Below are 19,555 nucleotides of genomic sequence, written 5' to 3' on the forward strand. Positions count from 1 at the left end.
GCACCCGGGCCGATTTCGCCCCGTTGACCCCCGGCCCCGTTCCATGCGACCACCCCGGCTTCTGAAAAGAGCCGGAAATGACCGCCGATTCGAGCAAAACCGAGCGTTACAACGCCCGCGCCGCCGAGCCCAAATGGCAAAAAGCCTGGGACGAGGCCGGCATCTACGCCACCAAGAACGACGACCCCCGCCCGAAATACTACGTGCTGGAAATGTTCCCCTATCCGTCGGGGCGCATCCACATGGGGCACGTGCGCAACTACACCATGGGCGACGTGGTGGCCCGCTTCAAAAGGGCGATGAACATGAACGTCCTGCACCCGATGGGGTGGGACGCCTTCGGCATGCCGGCCGAGAACGCGGCCATCGACCGCAAGGTCCACCCTAAGGAATGGACCTACGCCAATATCGCGACCATGAAGAAGCAGCTCCAGTCCATGGGGCTGTCGCTCGACTGGGCGCGCGAGGTCGCGACCTGCGATCCGTCCTATTACAAGCACCAGCAGCGCATGTTCCTCGACTTCCTCAAGGCGGGGCTGGTCGCGCGCGAATATCGCAAAGTGAACTGGGACCCGGTCGACCAGACCGTGCTCGCCAACGAGCAGGTGATCGACGGCCGCGGCTGGCGCTCCGGCGCGCCGGTCGAGCAGCGCGATCTCTATCAATGGGTGTTCAAGATCTCCGACTATTCGCAGGAGCTGCTTGAAGCGCTCGATACGTTAGAGCGCTGGCCGGACAAGGTCCGGCTGATGCAGAAGAACTGGATCGGCCGCTCCGAGGGCCTGCTGGTCCGCTTCATGCTCGATGCGGCGACGACGCCATCTGGCGAAACTGAACTCGAAATCTTCACGACGCGGCCGGACACTTTGTTCGGTGCCAAGTTCATGGCGATCGCGCCGGATCATCCGCTGGCGCAGGCCGCCGCGGCGAAGAATCCGAAGCTCGCCGACTTCATCACCGAGGCTAAACATCTCGGCACTTCGCAAGAGGCCATCGACACCGCCGAGAAGATGGGCTTCGACACCGGCATCCGCGCCGTGCATCCGCTCGATCCGAACTGGACGCTGCCGGTCTATGTCGCGAACTTCATCCTGATGGATTACGGCACCGGCGCCATCTTCGGCTGTCCGGCGCACGACCAGCGCGACCTCGACTTCGTCAACAAATATGGTCTCGGCAATACGCCGGTGGTGCTGCCGCCGGGTCAGGACCCGAAGACCTTCGTCGTCACCGACACCGCCTATGACGGCGACGGCACGATGTTCAATTCAAAGAACAGCGTGATCGACCTCAACGGCATGACGCCGCAGAAGGCATTCGACGCGGTCGCGAATTTGCTTGCCGCAACGACCCGCGGCAATCGTCCCGTCGCGCAGCGCCAGGTCAATTATCGCCTGCGGGACTGGGGCATTTCGCGCCAGCGCTACTGGGGCTGTCCGATCCCGGTCATTCACTGCGACAAATGCGGCGTGGTGCCGGCGCCGGTCGAGAGCCTGCCGGTGAAGCTGCCCGACGACGTGACCTTCGACAAACCAGGCAATCCGCTCGACCGCCATCCGAGCTGGAAGAACGTCAAGTGCCCGTCCTGCGGCGGCGATGCGCGCCGCGAGACCGACACGATGGACACCTTCGTCGATTCTTCGTGGTACTTCGCGCGCTTCACCGATCCGTGGAACGAGAATGCGCCGACGACACCGAAGGTCGCCAATGATTGGATGCCGGTCGATCAATATATCGGCGGCATCGAGCACGCGATTTTGCATCTTCTTTATTCGCGCTTCTTCACCCGCGCGATGAAGAAGACCGGTCATATCGGCATGGACGAGCCCTTCGCCGGCCTGTTCACACAAGGCATGGTCGTTCACGAGACCTATCGCGATAAAGCCGGCAACTGGATCGAGCCGGCCAATGTCACGATTGAAGGCATGGGCGAGGCGCGCACCGCGAAGGTCACCGCGACCGGCGAAGCGATCGAGATCGGCTCCATCGAGAAGATGTCGAAGTCGAAGAAGAACGTGGTCGATCCCGACGACATCATCGCTTCCTACGGCGCCGACACCGCCCGCTGGTTCATGCTGTCGGATTCGCCGCCCGAGCGCGACGTGATCTGGACCGAGGAAGGCGTGCAGGGCGCCTGGCGCTTCGTGCAGCGGCTGTGGCGTCTCGTCGGCGAAGTCGCCGACGTCACCGCGCCCGATGCCAAGCCCGACGCGTTCGGCGAGGACTCACTCAAGCTGCGCAAGGCGGCGCACCGCGCGCTGAACAATGTCAGCGACGACATTTCCAAGCTGCGCTTCAATCGCTGCGTCGCCCACATCTACGAGTTCGCCAACGCGCTGTCAGATTCCATCGGCTCGGCCGAAACCGCTCCGTCGGCGGATTTCGCCTGGGCGCTGCGCGAGGCCGGTGACATCCTGGTCCGCCTGTTCCAGCCGATGATGCCGCATCTGGCCGAGGAATGCTGGGCGGCGCTCGGCCACAAGACCCTGGTTGCCACCGAACGGTGGCCGGAGGTCGAGCCGGCGCTGCTGGTCGAGACCTCGATCACCCTGCCGGTCCAGATCAACGGCAAGAAGCGCGCCGACGTCACCATCCCGCGCGAGGCCGGGAACGGCGAGATTGAGGCTGCCGTTCTCGCCCTCGATGAGGTAAAGAAGGCACTGGACGGCAAGAGCCCGAAAAAGGTCATCGTCGTCCCGCAGAGGATCGTGAATGTCGTCGTCTAGCGCCCCACGCCTCGTCCGCCAGCTCGCCCGAGCGGCCTTTGCTTTGGCACTCGCCGGCCTCACCGCCGGCTGCTTCCAGCCGATGTACGGTTCGGGCGCGAACAGCCCGACCGCCGCTACGCCCGACGTGGCGGACCGGCTGTCGTCCGTCGAGGTCGAGCAGATCGTCGCGGCGCCCGCCACGCCGATCGCCCGGCTCGCGGTCGAGGTGCGCAACAACCTCCTCTTCAACCTGACCGGCGGCGGGCCGACCACCGCGAGCGCCTACAAGCTCAAGATTCAGCTCTCGTCCAGCACCCGCCAGGTCATTGTCGACATCGACAGCGCGCGTCCAGAAATTCAAAATTACGGCCTCAACGCCACCTACACGCTGATCGACAGCGGCACCGGCAAGACCTTGTTCACCAGCTACACCTTCGCCCGCGTGTCCTACAACACCCCCGGCCAGCAGCAGCGCTTTGCCGGCGATCGCGGTCTGCGCGACGCCGAGAACCGCGCCGCCGCCGTGATCGCGGAGAACATCCGCAATCGCCTGGCGTCGTATTTCGTCGCGGGGACTTAACTTTCTTCCCTCTCCCCTTGAGGGAGAGGGTGCCGAGCGAATGCGTCAGCATGAGCGAGGCGGGTGAGGGGGCGGCCTCAACGATACAATGACCCCTCACCCGTCTCGCGCTTCGTTTCACTCAGCGCGATCCACCCTCTCCCTTAAGGGGAGAGGGAAGGAAGCAAGATGACCGCCATCAAAGCCGCCGACATCGACCGTTTTGTCGCCAAGCCCGACCCGCGCACGCCGGTCGTGCTGGTTTACGGTCCCGACGCCGGACTGGTGCGCGAGCGCGTCGAGGCGCTGGTGAAAGCGTCGGTCGACGACGTCAACGATCCGTTCTCCTTCGTCCGCCTCGAAGGCGAGGACCTGTCCGCCAACCCCTCGCGCCTGGTCGAGGAAGCGCACACCGTGCCTCTGTTCGGCGGCCGCCGCGCCGTGCTGGTGCGCCCGGGCTCGCGCAACATTGCCGGCGCCGTCGAGCAGGTCATCGCTGCGCCGTCAGACGAATGCCGCATCATCATCGAAGCCGGTGACCTCAAGAAATCGTCGCCGTTGCGCGCCATCATCGAGAAGGCCAAGACCGCCGCGGCCCTGCCCTGCTACGTCGATAACGCCGCCACGATCGGCCGCCTGATCGACGATGAAATGACCGATGCGGGTTTGACCATCAGCCTCGACGCCCGCAACGCGCTGATCGGCCTGCTCGGCGGCGATCGCGCCGCCTCGCGCAACGAGATCCGCAAGCTCGCGCTCTATGCCCGCGGCCAGGAACGGGTCGAGCTCGAAGACGTGATGGCAGTGGTGGCCGACGCCTCGGCGCTGGCGCTCGACGGCGTCCTCGACGCCACTTTCGCCGGCCGCACCGCGGAGGTTGAAACCGAATTCGGCAAGGCGCGCGCCGGCGGCTCGTCGCCGGCGGCGATTATCTCCGCCGCCATTCGCCATGTCGCCAATCTGCACAAGATGCGGCTGGCCATTGACGACGGCGACTCCGCCGAATTCGCCATGAAGCGCGGCGCGCCGCCGGTTCACTTCTCACGCGAGCGCAAGGTCGGCGAGGCCCTGCGTCTATGGTCGGCGGCCGGCTTGCTGCGGGCGATGAACCAGCTTGCCGAGGCTTCGCTTGAGGCCCGGCGCAATGCCGCGCTGGCCGAGGCGATCGCGCAGCGGGCGCTGCTGTCGCTCGCCGTCAATGCCCGGCGGCGCGAAAGCTAGCGGCCGCCATCGCAGGCGGGCGGGCAAGCCCTTGTTAAGATCGCTTGGCAAAATCGCCTGCAACCTGCTCAAATCTTTGCACTTCTTGGCCTAGGCAAGCGCCGTTCGAGCGGCTAGGCTTGATTGTTCCAAGAGGCCGCCTTCATGCACCGCTTGTCCAATGTCATGAATGCGCTCGTACGCCGCGGCCCGCGACCCGGCTCGTTCGAGGCCTACGGCATTGCGCTGGCCTGCGTGCTGGCCGCCACGCTGGCACGTCAGCTGGTCGATCTGGCAGCGCCGAACTCGATTTATTTCGCCACTTACATTCCGGCGCTGTTGTTCGCTGCACTGATCGGCGGATTCGCCGCCGGCGCAACCGCGACTCTGCTGGGCGGCGTCATTGTCTGGTGGATGTTCTTCGAGCCGCGCTTCGCCTTGGCCTTCGCGTCCAAGAACCATGTCATCAGCATGGCGCTTTACCTGTTCGCCGGCGCGCTGATCGTCTGGACCGCCAATCAGTATCGCGAATTGCTGATGCGGATCGACGAAGAGGAAAAATTCCGGCGCATTGTGGTCGATGAGCTGAGCCATCGCGTCAAGAACAAGCTGGCGACGATCTACGCCATCCTGCGCCACGAGCTGCGCGGCCAGCCGGAGATATGGGATAGCGTGTCGGGGCGCCTGCAGGCCTTGTCGGCCGCGGATGATTTCATCAGCCGCGACGAGAAGTCGGGCGTCGAATTGAAGATGCTCCTCGATATGGAGATCGAGCCGTTCGGCGGCGAACGTTTCACATGCGCGGGGCCGCCGGTGCGGCTGTTCGGCAAACTGCCGACGGTGCTTGCTCTCGTTTTTCATGAGCTGACGACCAACGCCGCCAAATACGGGGCGCTGCTGCGGCCAGCCGGACATGTGCATATTTTTTGGCAAAAGGCCGGCGATTCGTTCGAGATCGCCTGGACTGAGAGCGGCGGTCCGGAGGTGATGATGCCGCTGCGCCGGAGTTTCGGCAGCGCCCTGATCGAACGCAGCCTCGACAGTTTCGGCGGCAAGGCCTCACTCGAATTCGCGCCGGAAGGCGTGATCTGCCGGATCAGGCTGCCGGCGGCCCAGGTCCAGGTCGACGACGAGCCGGCCGCAGCCGCAAAGGCATAGGTCTCCCGGCGCGGGACGTTGGGGACAGGCCGGCGCTGGGCGCTTGACGCCTCTCCCACCCGCATGACGGATTTGTTATCGATTCGGGACCGGGCAATCGCCGCGACGAAAGCGTCCCATGCTGCTGGTCAAGACCTATCTCGACAAGAGTGCGATCCACGGCCTCGGCGTTTTCGCCGCCGAGCACATTCCCAAGGGCACCAAGATCTGGCGCTTCGTCGAAGGCTTCGACCGCTGCTACACGCCCAAACAGTTTGCGAAGCTGCCCAAGGCGGCACGGGATTTCCTGTCGAACTATGCCTACCGCGTCGACGGCGAGATCCTGTTCACGGTCGACAACGACCACCACATGAACCACGCCGAAAAGCCGAACACGCTGCTGCGTGGCGGCTATGTGATCGCGGCGCGCACCATCCCCAAGGGCGCCGAGATCACGAACGACTACCGCGAGTTCGATCCGGAACTATGCGCCGCGTTTCTCAAGAAACCGGCGAATGGCAAGGCCGTGAATGACAAGACGCTGAACGGCAAGAGCCATCCGAAGGCGAACGGCAAAGCGAACGGGCACGCGAAGCGGTAACCGTCATTCCGGGGCGCGCCGAAGGCGCGAGCCCGGAATCCATAATCACGGTCAGCGAGTATGGATTCCGGGCCCGCTCGCTTTGCTCGCGTCCCGGAATGACGACAGTCCGAAGCTTGGATGAAACGCAGCGAAATCCGGTCCGCCCGAAATCTTCGGGCAATTGCCACGCCAGAAAAATTCAGAAACATAAGCGCCGGAATCCGGCCGCATCCAGCCGCATTCGATTAATAATCGAATCTGGTATTTCGGAGCCTGCATTTAACGGATCGAACGTATCACGCCTGTCGACCATCGTCGTACGGAGCGTGTCGTGTTTTCGGATTTCGTTCGTCTGGTTGCTACCGTTGCTCGGCGGATTGGTAGCGATCGCGGCGGCAATGTCGCTATCACATTTGCTCTGGCCGCCATTCCCCTGGTCGGCGCGACCGGCATCGCGATCGATTTCAGCCGGGCTAATTGGGCGCAGGGACAGTTGCAGGCCGCGCTCGATTCGACGACGTTGTTGTTATCGCGCGAGGCCGCCGGTGAATCGACCGCAGTACTGAACGCCAATGCGCTCGCTTACATGCAGGCGCAGTTCACGCGAACGGACAGCACTGGCCTGATAGTCACGCCGACCTATACGACCGATGGCGGAAGCCAGATCGTCGCCACGGCAACGGCTGCGGTCTCGACCACGATCGGCGGCATATTCGGTCTCACGTCGATCGGCATCTCTGCCACATCGACGGTAAAATGGGGTTCGTCCCGGCTGCGGGTCGCCCTCGTTCTCGACAACACCGGATCGATGGCGCAGAGCGGAAAAATGAGCGCGCTCAAGACCGCGACGGCCAACTTGTTGGCGCAATTGAAGGCGGCCGCGACCACCAACGGCGACGTCTATGTCTCGATCATTCCCTTCTCGAAGGACGTCAATGTCGGCTCGTCGAACTACGCCGCGAGCTGGATCGACTGGACCGATTGGGAGGAAGAGAACGGCAGTTGCAGTTCGTCGCGCTATACGACGAAAAGTACCTGCACGGCGGCCCGCGCCACATGGATCGCGACCAGCCACAGCAAATGGAACGGCTGCGTGGCGGATCGCGGCAATTCGTCGGCTCCGTCCTCGGGCAATTACGACACCAACGTTACGGCGCCCAGCACGACGATCACGGCGACGTTGTTTCCCGCCGAACAGTATAGCAACTGCCCGACCGCGGTTATGCCGCTGAGTTACGATTGGTCGTCGATGACGTCACTCGTCAGCAACATGGCCTCGAAAGGCAATACCAACCAGGCCATCGGCCTGGCGCATGGCTGGATGTCGCTGGTCGGTGGCGGGCCCTATACAGTGCCGGCGAAGGATTCGAACTATACCTATTCGGAAATCATTATTCTGTTCACCGACGGCCTCAATACGGAGAACCGCTGGTACACCTCGCAATCGGCGATCGACGCACGCGAAACCTTGACATGCTCGAACGTCAAGGCGGCGGGTATTACGCTCTATACGGTGCAGGTCAGCACCGACGGCACGGCCGCGTCATCGCTTTTGCGGAACTGCGCCAGCGATACGTCGAAGTTCTTCTACCTGACCTCGGCAAGCGACATCGTGACGACCTTCGCCTCGATCGGCACGAACCTCAGCAATCTCTATCTCGCAAAGTGAACCGGTTGGTATGACGCGCGAAGGCAGCGAAATCTTGAGCTATCTGCCGACATCTACGAACAACAACCACCGTTCGCCCCCGCGAAAGCGGGGGCCCAGTTTGAGTGCGACTCGGATAGGGAAAAACGGACGATTTGAACTTGGCTCGTCCCGGTTCTCGGACTGGCAATGCTTGAGGCAAAGTCTGGGTCCCCGCTTCCGCGGGGACGAAAGGAGTACAATATCCATTCGCTGGTCCAAACAAAACGGCCGGGCGAATGCCCGGCCATCATGAGAGCCAATCGATGTCGGAACGGCGCTAGCCGACGCCGAGCTTCCTCAGCACCGCATCGAGCTGATCGAGGTCCTTGTACTTGATCTGCAGCGTGCCCTTCTCGCCCTTGGCATCGATCGACACGTCGAGGCCGAGCGCGTCGGTCAGCCGCCGCTCCAGCGCGCGGATGTCGGGGTCCTTCTGCTTGGCGATGCCGGCAGCGATCTTCTTCATCTGAAGATCCATCGTCGCGTCGCCGGGCTTGGCTTTGTCCTCGCGCACCCACTCTTCGAGCTGGCGCACGCTGTAGCCTTCGTCGATCGCCATCTCGGCGAGCACCTGCGCGTTGGCGTGACCGACCAGCAGACGCGCATGACCCGCCGACAGCTTGCCATCGCGCACCATGCGCTTGACAGCCTCCGGCAGATTCAACAAGCGCACCAGATTGGCGACATAAGGCCGGCTCTTGCCGACGATCTGCGCCACCTGCTCCTGGGTGTGATTGCACTGTTCCATCAGTGCAACATAGCCGGCCGCTTCCTCGATGGCGTTGAGGTCGGCGCGCTGCACGTTTTCGATGATCGCGAATTCGAGTGACTGCACATCGGTCGCGTCGACAATGGCGATCGGCACTTCGTGAAGATTGGCACGTTGTGCCGCGCGCCAGCGGCGCTCGCCGGCGATGATTTCGAATTCGTTGTTCGGCAACTGACGAACGACGATCGGCTGGATGATGCCGCGCTCCTTGATGGAGTCGGCAAGTTCGACGAGCTGTGCCTCGGTAAAATCACGACGCGGATTGCGCGGGTTCGGGTGCAGCTTCTCGACCGGTGCTTTGCGTGGGCGGCGCGGCGCGTTGTCGGCCGCCGGCGCATCCTGCGCCACCTCTCCCATCAGCGAGGCAAGGCCTCGACCCAGTCGCGAATGATCCGCCATCGCCGCCGCTCCTGATGCCATCTCAACTACCTCACGCCGTTTCTTGTTGTTATCGCCGATCGTTTCTTCAGATGCGCGCATGTTCGCATCCAGCTTCTCCATGCGTTCGGAGACGCTCATGCTGTCGATGCGCGATGCAATGGCCGTCATGCGACGGCCGAGCGATGCCCGCAAATCTTAGCCCGCCTTTAACTCGCGTTCGCGCTGGATGATCTCGGTGGCGAGCCGGAGGTAGGCTTCACTTCCAACGCATTTGAGATCGTAGACCAGCACGGGCTTGCCGTAGGACGGCGCTTCCGAAATGCGGACGTTGCGCGGGATCACGGTGTCGTAGACTTGTTTGCCCATGAACTGGCGTACGTCGGCGACGACCTGGTTCGCCAGGTTGTTGCGCGAGTCGTACATCGTCATGACAATGCCGTGGATCGACAGGCTCGGGTTGAGGTTCTTCTTCACTTCCTCGACGGTCTTCAAAAGCTGCGACAGACCTTCGAGCGCGAAGAACTCGCACTGCATCGGCACCAGGATCGAGTTGGCGGCCGCCATGGCGTTGACGGTGATCAGGTTGAGCGACGGCGGGCAATCGACCAGCACGTAGGTGAAGTTGAAGGCCGGCGAACCGTTGTTGATATTGTTCAGCGCGGTGCGCAGGCGGAAGGCGCGGTCGCGCTGCTGGCCGATTTCCAACTCGAGTCCGGACAGGTCCATGGTCGACGGCGCCAGATGCAGTTGCGGCACCGCGGTCGGGATCACTGCGTCGCGCATCGGCGCCTGGCCGGCAAGCACATCGTAGGTCGAGACGCCCCGCTCCTTGTGCTGGATGCCGAGGCCGGTCGAGGCGTTGCCCTGCGGATCGAGGTCGACGATGAGGACGTGCTCGCCGATCGCGGCCAGCGCAGTGCCAAGATTGATGGCGGTCGTGGTCTTGCCGACGCCGCCCTTCTGGTTGGCAATGGCGATGACGCGCGGGCCGTTGGCAGGCGCCGTGGGCGCGGTCGGGCGCTCGAACGGCACGACCTGCGGGCCTTCGGGTTTGGTTGTCGTATCCGGCGTGTCGGTCATTGACCTGGTCCAATCGACTTCAAGTTGCGGTATGCGGCTTCAGGTTGCGGACGATCACGACGCAGCCATCGGGACTCGTCTTGCTGGGGACTCTCTCGGCCTCAAGTTTCCAATATTTAGAGGCCTCGGTCAATTCGCTCTCTACATCTAGTCCTTTGAGGAACAGGCCAATGGCCCCCCGCTCGATGAGAGGAAACGCCTGATCGCACAGGGTTTTCAATGGGGCGAGCGCGCGGGCGCTCACCACATCCACACTGTTCACAGTGCTCGCGACATATTTTTCGATTCGCTCGGCATGGACTTGCGCCGGCACTTGGGTGGCGCGGATGACTTCGCGGAGGAAGGCAGCCTTCTTGCCGTTGCTCTCGACCAGGTGAACCATGGCGCCTTGCGTGCCGGCCAGCACGCAAGCCACAGGGATCGCCGGGAAGCCGCCGCCGGAGCCGAGATCGACCCATATTTTGGCATCGGGCGCCAGAGCGATGAGCTGAAGCGAGTCGGCGATATGCCGGGTCCAAAGCTGCGGGATCGTGGACGGCGAGATCAGGTTGGTTGTTTGCTGCCAGCGCAGCAAAAGCTCGACATAGATATCGAGACGTCGAAGTGTTTCACGTGAAACAGGCGTGAGCGCCAGGGCGCGCGCCTTGTCGCCTGATAGGTCCAGACCGTTTTGCGGCTTGGTCACGCGCTTTGTGCGGCCGGCTTCTTGCCGATGCCGCGTTTCACATGAGCAACGACAAGCGTGAGCGCCGCCGGCGTGATGCCATCGATCTTCGCCGCATGGCCGATCGTGCGAGGCTGGTGCTTGATGAGCTTCTGCTTGGCCTCGTTCGAGAGGCCCGGCATCGACGCATAATCGAGGCTTTCCGGCAGCACGAAGCTCTCATCGCGGCGATAGGCCTCGATATCTGCGTTCTGTCGGGTCAGATAGACCTCGTACTTGGCGTCGATCTCGACCTGCTCGGCGATCTTCGGCGCCAGGTCGCCAAAGCGCGGCCAGATCTTCGCCAGATCGGCCATTTCAATATGCGGATAAGAGAGCAGCTCGAACGCGGTGCGCCGCTGGCCATCCTGATTGAGGGTGAGGCCATGCTTCTCGGCTTCCTTCGGCGTCAGCGATACCGAGCGGGCAAAAGCGCGGGCGTCATCGAGCGCATCCTGCTTGGTCCGATGAGACCGGGCCCGCTCCGTCCCGACACAGCCGATGGCGATGCCCTTGTCTGTGAGGCGCTGGTCGGCATTGTCGGCCCGCAGCCGTAGCCGATACTCGGCGCGCGAGGTGAACATGCGATAAGGCTCGTTGACGCCTCGGGTCGTGAGGTCATCGACCATGACGCCGATATAGGACTCGGCACGATCGAAGGTGATGGCTTCGGAGCCGCTGGCCAGTGCCGCGGCATTGAGTCCGGCCAGAAGCCCCTGCGCGGCGGCCTCTTCATAGCCCGTGGTGCCGTTGATCTGCCCCGCCAGGAACAGCCCGACCAGCTTTTTGGTCTCCAGGGTCAGCTTGAGCTGCCGCGGATCGACGAAGTCGTACTCGATCGCGTAGCCCGGCCGCACGATCCGGGTCTTTTCAAGCCCCGGGATCGACGCGACGATGGCGGCCTGCACCTCTTCCGGCAGCGAAGTGGAGATGCCGTTCGGGTAAACCGTCGTATCGTCGAGGCCTTCCGGCTCCAGGAAGATCTGGTGGCCGTCACGCTCACCGAAGCGGACGATCTTGTCCTCGATCGACGGGCAGTAACGCGGTCCCGTAGAAGCGATTTGCCCGGAATACATCGGCGAGCGGTGGACATTCGCCCGGATGACCTCATGGGTCGCGGGCGTGGTGCGGGTGATGCCGCACTCGATCTGCGGCGTGGTGATCCGCTCGGTCAGCATCGAGAAGGGCTCCGGCGGCTCATCGCCGGGCTGCATCTCGAGCGCCTTCCAGTCGATCGTAGAGCCATCGAGGCGCGGCGGCGTGCCAGTCTTGAGCCGGCCCAACGTCAGGCCGGCCCTTTCCAGGGTCTTGGACAGGCCCAAAGCAGGCGCCTCCCCGACCCGGCCCGCCGGAATCTGCGTCTCGCCGATATGGATGAGGCCCCTGAGGAACGTACCCGTCGTCAAAACCACCGCACGGGAGGAAATATCGCGACCATCCTTGAGGCGAACACCGGCCACCGCTCCGCCCTTCACCACCAGATCGTCAGCCTCGCCCTCGATCACGGTGAGGTTCCGCGTGGCCTTGATCGCGGCCTGCATGGCGGCAGCGTAGAGCTTGCGGTCGGCCTGAGCGCGCGGGCCGCGCACGGCGGGGCCCTTGCGGCGGTTGAGAACCCTAAACTGGATGCCGCCCTGATCTGCGACCCGGCCCATCAGGCCGTCGAGCGCATCGAGCTCGCGGACCAGATGGCCCTTGCCCAGCCCGCCGATCGCCGGATTACAGGACATAGCGCCGACGGTCGCGAAACTGTGGGTCACGAGCGCCGTCCGCGCGCCCATGCGCGCTGCCGCAGCCGCGGCTTCGCAGCCGGCATGGCCGCCGCCGATCACGACGACGTCGAAGCTGGTGGGGCGATCTGACATGCCGGACCTTTAGCGGAGCCGCCCGGACCGGTCAAAAACTTCCGCAGCCACCAATGTTTCACGTGAAACATAGAGCGTTCGGACGGCCGGCATATCTATTTACCGATGCAGAAGTCCCGGAAAATGACGTCCAGGATGTCCTCTACATCCACCCGTCCCGCGAGACGTCCGAGCTCCGTGGCCGCAAGCCGAAGTTGCTCGGCGAGCAGCTCTTCTCGGCCAGAAGCAGTCACCAGCGCCTCATTCAGTAATTGCTGCACCGCAACAAGAACCTGGCGATGGCGGGCCCGACTTACCAAAGCCTGTTCCGCGCCAGACAGTCGGGCTGCGGCGAAATCCGTCAGCGCGCGAACAAGTGAATCAAGTCCATCCCCCGTTTCGGACGAAAGAATGAACTTATGTTCATCGAAAGATAGGCTTTGTAATTCATTCTTATAAATACCTAATTGATCGTTCGAAATAGCTGTGGATAAAGATCGTGTTCCGGATTCATTTGTATGGACAGCGCTTGGCTCTGCTGCCGGGCGCAATCCGTGCCCGGTCTCGGCGGCATCGCCCGTCACCGTCGTAGCTCCGGACATGGACGCAGGATGCACCGCCTGAAGCCCAGACTCAGCTCCCATTGTGCGCAGCATTTTCGCATCCGTGCTGCGCACAAGATCGACCTTGTTGCTGATCCGCCAGACCGGCACCGCTCGATCCGGCCGGGCCAGGTCCGGCTTCGGCGCGGCGTCGCCTTCGCTAGCGTCCGTGACCCACAGCACCAGGTCCGCGCCGGCCGCCCGCTCCCGGGCCCGCCGCACGCCCTCCATTTCCACCGGGTCGCAGGTGTCGCGAATACCGGCGGTATCGAGCAAGGTCATTGGGTAGCCGCCAAGATCGAGATGCACCTCGATCACATCGCGGGTAGTGCCGGCGTAGGGCGAGACGATCGCGACCTCGCGCCGCGCCAGCCGGTTGAGCAAGGTGGACTTGCCGGCGTTGGGCGGACCGGCGATGGCCACGACCAATCCCTCGCGAAGCCGCTCACCGCGGCTGTCCGCCAGCGCGGTCGCAATCTCGTCCCGCAACTCCTGCACAATCGCCAGCGCCGGGCTGACCAGATCCTCGGGCACGTCGGCCTCGTCGGAAAAGTCGATGCGGGCCTCGACCAGCGCTAAAGCGCGGACCAGCCGCGACCGCCACGCCTCGGCGCGATCCCCGAGCTGGCCCTTCATCTGCCGGAAGGCGAGCCGCCTTTGGCCCTCGGTCTCGGCCGCCACCAGATCGGCCAGGCCCTCCACCGCCGTGAGGTCGAGCTTGCCGTTCTCAAAGCCGCGCCGGGTGAACTCGCCTGGCTCAGCCATGCGCAGGCCGTCGATACTCGCGAGTGCATCGAGAATGCCGGCAATCACCGCCGGGCCGCCGTGACCCTGCAGCTCGGCGACATCCTCGCCGGTCTCGCTGTTCGGCGCCGGGAACCAGAGCGCCAAGGCCTCATCGATGATTTCGCCGGAACGCGGATCGCGAATGCGGGCCAGCCGTGCCTGGCGCGGGGCCGGCACTTTCACGCCGAGCGCTTGCAGCGCCGCGCCGGCGCGCGGACCCGAAACGCGGATCACCGCAATCGCGGCCGGCGGACGGCCGGAGGAGAGGGCGAAGATAGTGGGGCGCAACGGTGTCATCCTAGCGACGAAAAGCGCATGCCGGAATAGCGGTCAAGAGGCGGCACTTGTGCCATAGTGCACCCGGAGGCGCACCATGCCTGACGTCGATGTCGTCTTCGACAATGCAGTGGCCTATGAACGCTTCATGGGCGCGTGGAGCCGCTCCGTCGGCGAGAAATTTCTGACGTGGCTCGCGCCGCCGCCAAACGAACGCTGGCTCGAAATCGGATGTGGCACGGGCGCATTCAGCGCACTCATTCTTGCGCGATGCGCGCCAAGCGCGCTCATCGCGGTCGACCCGTCCGCAGAGCAGGTCGAACATGCACGTAAGCTAATCGCGAAGGCCGATTTCCGCGTTGCCAACGCATTATCGCTGCCCTTCGGTGACGCTGAATTCGATGTTATCGCCTCCGCGCTAGTTCTGCATTTCCTGCCCGACCGGCGCAAAGCCTTTGCCGAGATGCGCCGCGTCGCCAAATCGGGTGCAGTCGTTGCGGGCTACACCTGGAATCGCACACCGGCCGCAACATTCGCGCCCTATGCGCCGATGGCCCGCGCGATAAAGGCCATCGGTATCGAGCCGACCTTGTCGCCGCTCGTTCCGGAAGCCGCCCCGGACGGATTGAGAGAAAGCCTCGAGACCACCGGCTTCCACGACATCGACATTACGCTCATCGAAGCCACCCGCACATTCGCGAGCTTCGACGAGTTCTGGCAAATCCAGACCCTGACTTTTCATCCCATCGGCAAGACCATCGCCACCATGTCGGAGGACCAGAAGTGCAAGCTGCGCGACGCGGTTCGCGACATCGTCCCGCCCGGCGCGGACGGCAGCATCAGCTATTCAGCGCGGGCCATTGCCTACAGGGCGCGAAAGCTCTCTGCTTAAGCAACTTCGCGCTGAAGCCGCGAGGGCGCCCGGCGATCAAAACGGATAACTACGTATTTCGCATTCTCTCGGCGGTTCGTACTCTGGCGCCATGAAGGGACATCGCATCGGCCTCGCTCTCGGCAGCGGATCGGCGCGCGGCTGGTCACATATCGGCGTCATCGAAGCGTTGAAAGACGCCGGCATCGAACCCGACATTGTTTGCGGAACCTCATTCGGCGCGATTGTCGGCGCGGCTTGCGTCACGCAACGACTCTCCGCGCTCAAGGACTTCGCTGAATCGCTGACCTGGTCCGGCATCGTCAGTCTGCTCGACGTCAGCCTGATCCGCGGCGGACTGATCGACGGCAAAGCGATCGTCAAACTGCTGCAAAAGCTCGGCATCGATGTGCCCATCGAGACATGCGCGAAACCATTCGCGGCAATCGCAACCGATCTCGAAACCGGCCGCGAAGTCTGGCTGCGCGAAGGCCCAATCGCTGACGCCGTGCGCGCGTCAATCACACTTCCTGGTATCCTCAGCCCCGTGCATCACGGCGGCCGTTGGCTGGTCGATGGAGGACTGGTCAATCCGGTGCCCGTATCGACGTGCCGGGCGCTCGGCGCCGATACTGTGATCGCCGTCGACCTCAACGGCGATATCATGGGCCGCCGTTTCAACGCCCCAGCCGTTCAACAGCCGCTCACAGAGACAGCGGAAATGCCGCCCGAATTTCTGCGCGGCCTGCTGGCGAATGTGCCGCCGTCCTTAAGAGAGCAGGCCTCCGCAATCGCTCCGAAGCTGTTCCGCTCCGCGCCCGCACGGCCCGCCTATTTCGATGTCCTCGCCAACTCGATCAATATCATGCAGCACCACATCACCCGTTCGCGGCTGGCCGGCGATCCGCCTGATGTCATCCTGGCGCCGCGACTGCGTCACATTGGCTTGATGGAATTCCATCGCGCGCCGGAAGCCATCGCCGAAGGCCGCGCCTGTGTCGACCAGGCGATGCCTGCGTTGCGGCGCTACATCTGAAAACAAACGAAAGCCTGCTATAGCGCCTTCCCCACATAGGCCATGCACTCCAGCTCCAGCTGCGCGCCAAGCGCAAGGCCATTGCAGCCGAAGGCCGAGCGCGCGGGCAGGCGGGTGGGATCGAAATAGCTGACATAGACCTTGTTGAAGTCGCCCCACTTCGACATGTCGGCCATCATCACCGTCACCTTGAAGACGTCGGCAAAGGTGAGGCCGTTTTCCTTCAGCACGGCACCAATGTTCTCCATGGTCTGCCGCGCCTCGGCTTCCATGCCGCCCGGCACCAGTTCGAGCGTACCCGGCTTGTTACCGAGCTGACCCGACAAATAGAACACGTCGCCAACCTGGACGGCCTGGCTGAACGGCAGCTTCAAGGCTTGAGCCGCAGGCGAATTGATGAATTTCACGGATGTTCGTCCTTTCTTGCCCGTCCCGATCCTACGCAATTTCGCTTAGTTGAATTTTGTCGAATGACGCGTCTCATAAACGAGTCTCATAAACGGGGCCCAATCCAAGCCGCGCCCGGTGGTAAATTACAGGCGGATCGACAATGGCAAAATGCTTCCTGATGACGTCGGCGATAAGCCTTGCTCTGCTGGCCGGTTCGCCCGCCCTTGCGCAGAAGAACGATCCCTCCGTCGTGCGCACCGCCTCAGGTCCGGTGCGCGGTGTCATCCATGACGGCATGCGAGAATTCAAAGGCATTCCCTATGCGCAGCCGCCGGTCGGGGACCTGCGCTGGACGCTTCCCAAACCTGCGAAGCCGTGGAAAGAGGTGCGCGACGCCACCAAATATGGCGGCGCCTGTCCGCAGGTGTCGCGCTTCGGTCTCACCGAGGCGAGCAACGACGAAGACTGCCTGACGCTCAACATCACCGCGCCGTATGACGGCAAGCCTTCGCGAAAGAAGCCGGTGTTCGTCTGGATCCATGGCGGCCAGTTCGTCGGCGGCGCAAGCTCGCTCTATCCGCTTGGCAATCTGGCGACCGCCGGCGATCTCGTCGTCGTGTCGCTCAACTATCGGCTCGGTGTGTTCGGGTTTATGGCGCATCCGGGCTTCGGCAAAGACTATAACGGCGGCTACGGCCTGAAGGATCAGCGCCTGGCGCTCGCCTGGGTGAAAAAGAATATCGCCTCCTTCGGCGGCGACCCCAACAACGTCACCATCGCGGGCGAATCGGCCGGCGGCGCCGGCGTCTGCATGCATCTGATCGCGCCCAGAGAGACGCGCGGGCTGTTCAACCGCGTGATCATGCAGAGCGCCGGCTGCGCCACGCCGCTGCATACGGTCACGGAAGCCGAGAAGATCGGCGAGGCCGTCGCCAAGGCGGTCGGCTGCACCGATGCCAAAACGGCCGTCGCCTGCATGCGCAAGAAACCGGTCGCCGAACTGACCGAAGCCGCCACCAAGGCTGCCGGCAGCGATCTCATGGCCTATGCGCCGCCGATCGGCGCCAAGACCGTGCCGCTGCAGGGCGCGGAGGCGTTCCGCACCGGCCAGTTCGTACGCGTACCGGTGATGAATGGCGGCACGCGCGACGAGATGCGGCTTTATCTCGCCTATGAGGTTCAGGCCGGCGAAAAGATCACCGCCGACAATTATGCCGACAAGATCAAGGCCATCTACGGCGACAATGCCGGCGCCATTGTGAAAATGTATCCGGCGGCGAACTATTCGTCGCCGGCCGCCGCGCTCGGCACCGTGATGTCGGACTTCCATCCGACCGTGGGGCTGAACAACTGCATCTATCTCGAGCAGGGAAAGCTGATGCGCAAACGCGTGCCGGTCCATGAACTGGTGTTCGGCGACCGCGACGCGCCGCCGGTGACCACCGATCCGGGCTTCGAAATGGGCGCCGTCCACTCGTCCGAGCTGCCGTATTTCTTCCCGCACTTCGACAACACGTCGAAGGTGGCAGGACCGGACCTCAAGCCGGCCTCGCTCGCGCTCGCCAAGCAGATGACGGCCTACTGGACGAGCTTCGCGCGGACGAGCAAGCCGGTGGCGAAGGACGGACCGACCTGGCCGCTATTCAAGGCCGATGGCGATGTGATGCGCTTCGATCCCGGCAAAGTGGGGCCGTTCGACGCCGCAGTTGCGCATAACTGCGCATTCTGGAAGAAGCTGTATCCGACTTATCTGACGCAATAGGATCGTTGGCTTCACCGGCGAAGCGGCCCGTGCCGTTTCCCGTTATCGATCGGCATCCATGCTCGACCTTCTCGCTTCCAGCATCATCGCGGTTTTCACCGGACTCCTCAGCGTACCCACGCCGGCCGCGACGCCCATCGGGCTCTGGCAGCGCGCCGACATGTCCATCGAGGCGCGATTCTATGCGTGCAACGACAAGCTCTGCGCCCGCATCACGGAGACCAAATCGAAAAGCCGGCAGGTCCGGAACGGCACGATGCTGGTTCAGAGCGCCGCGCTGACTTCTCACAACATGTGGGAAGGCCCTGTCCTGGAGATCGAAAGCGGCAGCATGATCGCCGGCGTCATCACCATGAACGGCCGCGACATCCTCAACGTGAAAAGCTGCACCGCTCTGGTGCTTTGCCGCGTCGAGACCTGGAACCGCGTCAAGTAAACGCCTCCCGGTTCCGGCGTATCGCGACATAACCTTGTGCCGCACTGCGCAAACGATTGTGCGCGGCACACACCCGGCACGGACCGTTTCTCCTGCTAGACTGACCATAACGACAACAGGAGGAAACGATGGCCGGGACCATCTCACGCGTCGCGTCGCGCATTGCCGCCGCGTCAATACTTGTCAGCTTCTCCACGTCCGCTTTCGCCAATGACCCTACCGGAACGTGGGTGCGGCCTTCGACCGGCACGCAGGTGAACTTCTACAATTGCGGCAGCAAACTTTGCGCCCGTATCACCGCTGTCAAGGATCAGACGCGCAAGAACACGATCGGCACGGTGATCATGAAAGGCGCGGCAAAGTCAGGCGACAACACCTGGAAGGGCGACCTGCTCAACACCGAAAACGGCAAGACCTATTCCGGCGTCGTCACGCTCGAAAGCGCCAATGCGCTGAACCTGAAAGGCTGCGTCGCCATGGTGATGTGCAGCGGCGAGACCTGGCAAAGGGTGAGGTAGAGCGCGCTTCACTTTCTTCCTTCCCTCTCCCCTTGAGGGAGAGGGTGGATCGCCGAGCGCAGCGAAGGCGAGCCGGGAGAGGGGTCGGCGCAAAGCGCTAGCACTGACCCCTCTCCCGCCCTCGTTCGGCTTCGCCTCCACTCGGGCACCCTCTCCCTCAAGGGGAGAGGGGAAACGTGAACGCCGCAACGCTTGTTCATCGCACTGACGTTGTTACTTTACAT

Annotated in this window: 17 protein-coding genes; 11 read left to right on the top strand and 6 right to left on the bottom strand. The window is 63.2% G+C overall.

Annotated elements, in window-relative coordinates:
- The first annotated feature begins 77 nt into the window (after positions 1-77).
- The 6 genes from leuS to E8Q40_RS00950 all read left to right on the top strand — a co-directional run bounded on the left by leuS (position 78) and on the right by E8Q40_RS00950 (position 7,856).
- Positions 78-2,726 carry a leucine--tRNA ligase gene (gene leuS / locus E8Q40_RS00925; protein WP_137042621.1) on the top strand — a complete coding sequence of 883 codons (2,649 nt, stop codon included), beginning with the start codon at positions 78-80 and terminating at the stop codon, positions 2,724-2,726.
- Positions 2,713-3,288 (top strand): LPS assembly lipoprotein LptE, encoded by a 576-nt coding sequence (gene lptE / locus E8Q40_RS00930; RefSeq protein ID WP_137042622.1) that lies wholly within the window; start codon positions 2,713-2,715, stop codon positions 3,286-3,288. Before leuS ends, lptE begins: the two co-directional genes overlap by 14 nt.
- A gap of 168 nt (positions 3,289-3,456) precedes the next feature.
- Positions 3,457-4,488 (top strand): DNA polymerase III subunit delta, encoded by a 1,032-nt coding sequence (gene holA / locus E8Q40_RS00935; protein WP_137042623.1) that lies wholly within the window; start codon positions 3,457-3,459, stop codon positions 4,486-4,488.
- 144 nt (positions 4,489-4,632) lie between these two features.
- Positions 4,633-5,625, top strand: a complete 993-nt coding sequence (locus E8Q40_RS00940) for a sensor histidine kinase (RefSeq protein ID WP_137042624.1) — start codon at positions 4,633-4,635, stop codon at positions 5,623-5,625.
- Positions 5,626-5,743: 118 nt separating this feature from the next.
- Positions 5,744-6,205, top strand: a complete 462-nt coding sequence (locus E8Q40_RS00945; RefSeq protein WP_205995637.1) for an SET domain-containing protein — start codon at positions 5,744-5,746, stop codon at positions 6,203-6,205.
- A gap of 313 nt (positions 6,206-6,518) precedes the next feature.
- Positions 6,519-7,856, top strand: a complete 1,338-nt coding sequence (locus E8Q40_RS00950; protein WP_168197708.1) for a TadE/TadG family type IV pilus assembly protein — start codon at positions 6,519-6,521, stop codon at positions 7,854-7,856.
- A gap of 298 nt (positions 7,857-8,154) precedes the next feature.
- On the opposite strand, the gene E8Q40_RS00955 is transcribed toward E8Q40_RS00950, so the two are convergent.
- The 5 genes from E8Q40_RS00955 to mnmE form a co-directional block, all read right to left on the bottom strand.
- Complete coding sequence (locus tag E8Q40_RS00955; RefSeq protein ID WP_370455220.1) at positions 8,155-9,195, bottom strand: ParB/RepB/Spo0J family partition protein; 1,041 nt, start codon at positions 9,193-9,195, stop codon at positions 8,155-8,157.
- A gap of 27 nt (positions 9,196-9,222) precedes the next feature.
- On the bottom strand, positions 9,223-10,107 hold the full coding sequence (locus tag E8Q40_RS00960) for a ParA family protein (protein ID WP_137042626.1): 885 nt from the start codon (positions 10,105-10,107) through the stop codon (positions 9,223-9,225).
- A gap of 19 nt (positions 10,108-10,126) precedes the next feature.
- Complete coding sequence (rsmG, locus tag E8Q40_RS00965; RefSeq protein ID WP_137042627.1) at positions 10,127-10,792, bottom strand: 16S rRNA (guanine(527)-N(7))-methyltransferase RsmG; 666 nt, start codon at positions 10,790-10,792, stop codon at positions 10,127-10,129.
- Entirely contained in the window at positions 10,789-12,675 is a 1,887-nt protein-coding gene (gene mnmG, locus E8Q40_RS00970) for a tRNA uridine-5-carboxymethylaminomethyl(34) synthesis enzyme MnmG (protein ID WP_137042628.1), read from the bottom strand. Before mnmG ends, rsmG begins: the two co-directional genes overlap by 4 nt.
- A gap of 95 nt (positions 12,676-12,770) precedes the next feature.
- Positions 12,771-14,339 carry a tRNA uridine-5-carboxymethylaminomethyl(34) synthesis GTPase MnmE gene (gene mnmE, locus E8Q40_RS00975; protein WP_137042629.1) on the bottom strand — a complete coding sequence of 523 codons (1,569 nt, stop codon included), beginning with the start codon at positions 14,337-14,339 and terminating at the stop codon, positions 12,771-12,773.
- Positions 14,340-14,415: 76 nt separating this feature from the next.
- Between mnmE and E8Q40_RS00980 the strand changes: the two genes are divergently transcribed.
- Complete coding sequence (locus tag E8Q40_RS00980) at positions 14,416-15,210, top strand: class I SAM-dependent methyltransferase (RefSeq protein ID WP_137042630.1); 795 nt, start codon at positions 14,416-14,418, stop codon at positions 15,208-15,210.
- Positions 15,211-15,301: 91 nt separating this feature from the next.
- Positions 15,302-16,225, top strand: coding sequence for a patatin-like phospholipase RssA (gene rssA / locus E8Q40_RS00985; RefSeq protein ID WP_137042631.1), 924 nt, complete (start codon positions 15,302-15,304; stop codon positions 16,223-16,225).
- A gap of 17 nt (positions 16,226-16,242) precedes the next feature.
- On the opposite strand, the gene E8Q40_RS00990 is transcribed toward rssA, so the two are convergent.
- Positions 16,243-16,632, bottom strand: coding sequence for a RidA family protein (locus E8Q40_RS00990; RefSeq protein ID WP_137042632.1), 390 nt, complete (start codon positions 16,630-16,632; stop codon positions 16,243-16,245).
- A 143-nt stretch (positions 16,633-16,775) separates the two neighbouring features.
- Here E8Q40_RS00990 and E8Q40_RS00995 point away from each other — a divergent pair, with 143 nt between their 5' ends.
- The 3 genes from E8Q40_RS00995 (at position 16,776) to E8Q40_RS01005 (ending at position 19,331) form a co-directional block, all read left to right on the top strand.
- Positions 16,776-18,377 carry a carboxylesterase/lipase family protein gene (locus E8Q40_RS00995; protein WP_137042633.1) on the top strand — a complete coding sequence of 534 codons (1,602 nt, stop codon included), beginning with the start codon at positions 16,776-16,778 and terminating at the stop codon, positions 18,375-18,377.
- Between the two features lie 58 nt (positions 18,378-18,435).
- Positions 18,436-18,813: a DUF2147 domain-containing protein gene (locus E8Q40_RS01000; RefSeq protein ID WP_137042634.1), complete on the top strand. Its 378-nt coding sequence runs from the start codon at positions 18,436-18,438 to the stop codon at positions 18,811-18,813.
- Positions 18,814-18,941: 128 nt separating this feature from the next.
- Positions 18,942-19,331 (top strand): DUF2147 domain-containing protein, encoded by a 390-nt coding sequence (locus E8Q40_RS01005; RefSeq protein ID WP_137042635.1) that lies wholly within the window; start codon positions 18,942-18,944, stop codon positions 19,329-19,331.
- Positions 19,332-19,555: the final 224 nt, after the last annotated feature.

This window comes from Pseudolabrys sp. FHR47, from assembly GCF_005153485.1.
GTDB lineage: Bacteria > Pseudomonadota > Alphaproteobacteria > Rhizobiales > Xanthobacteraceae > Pseudolabrys.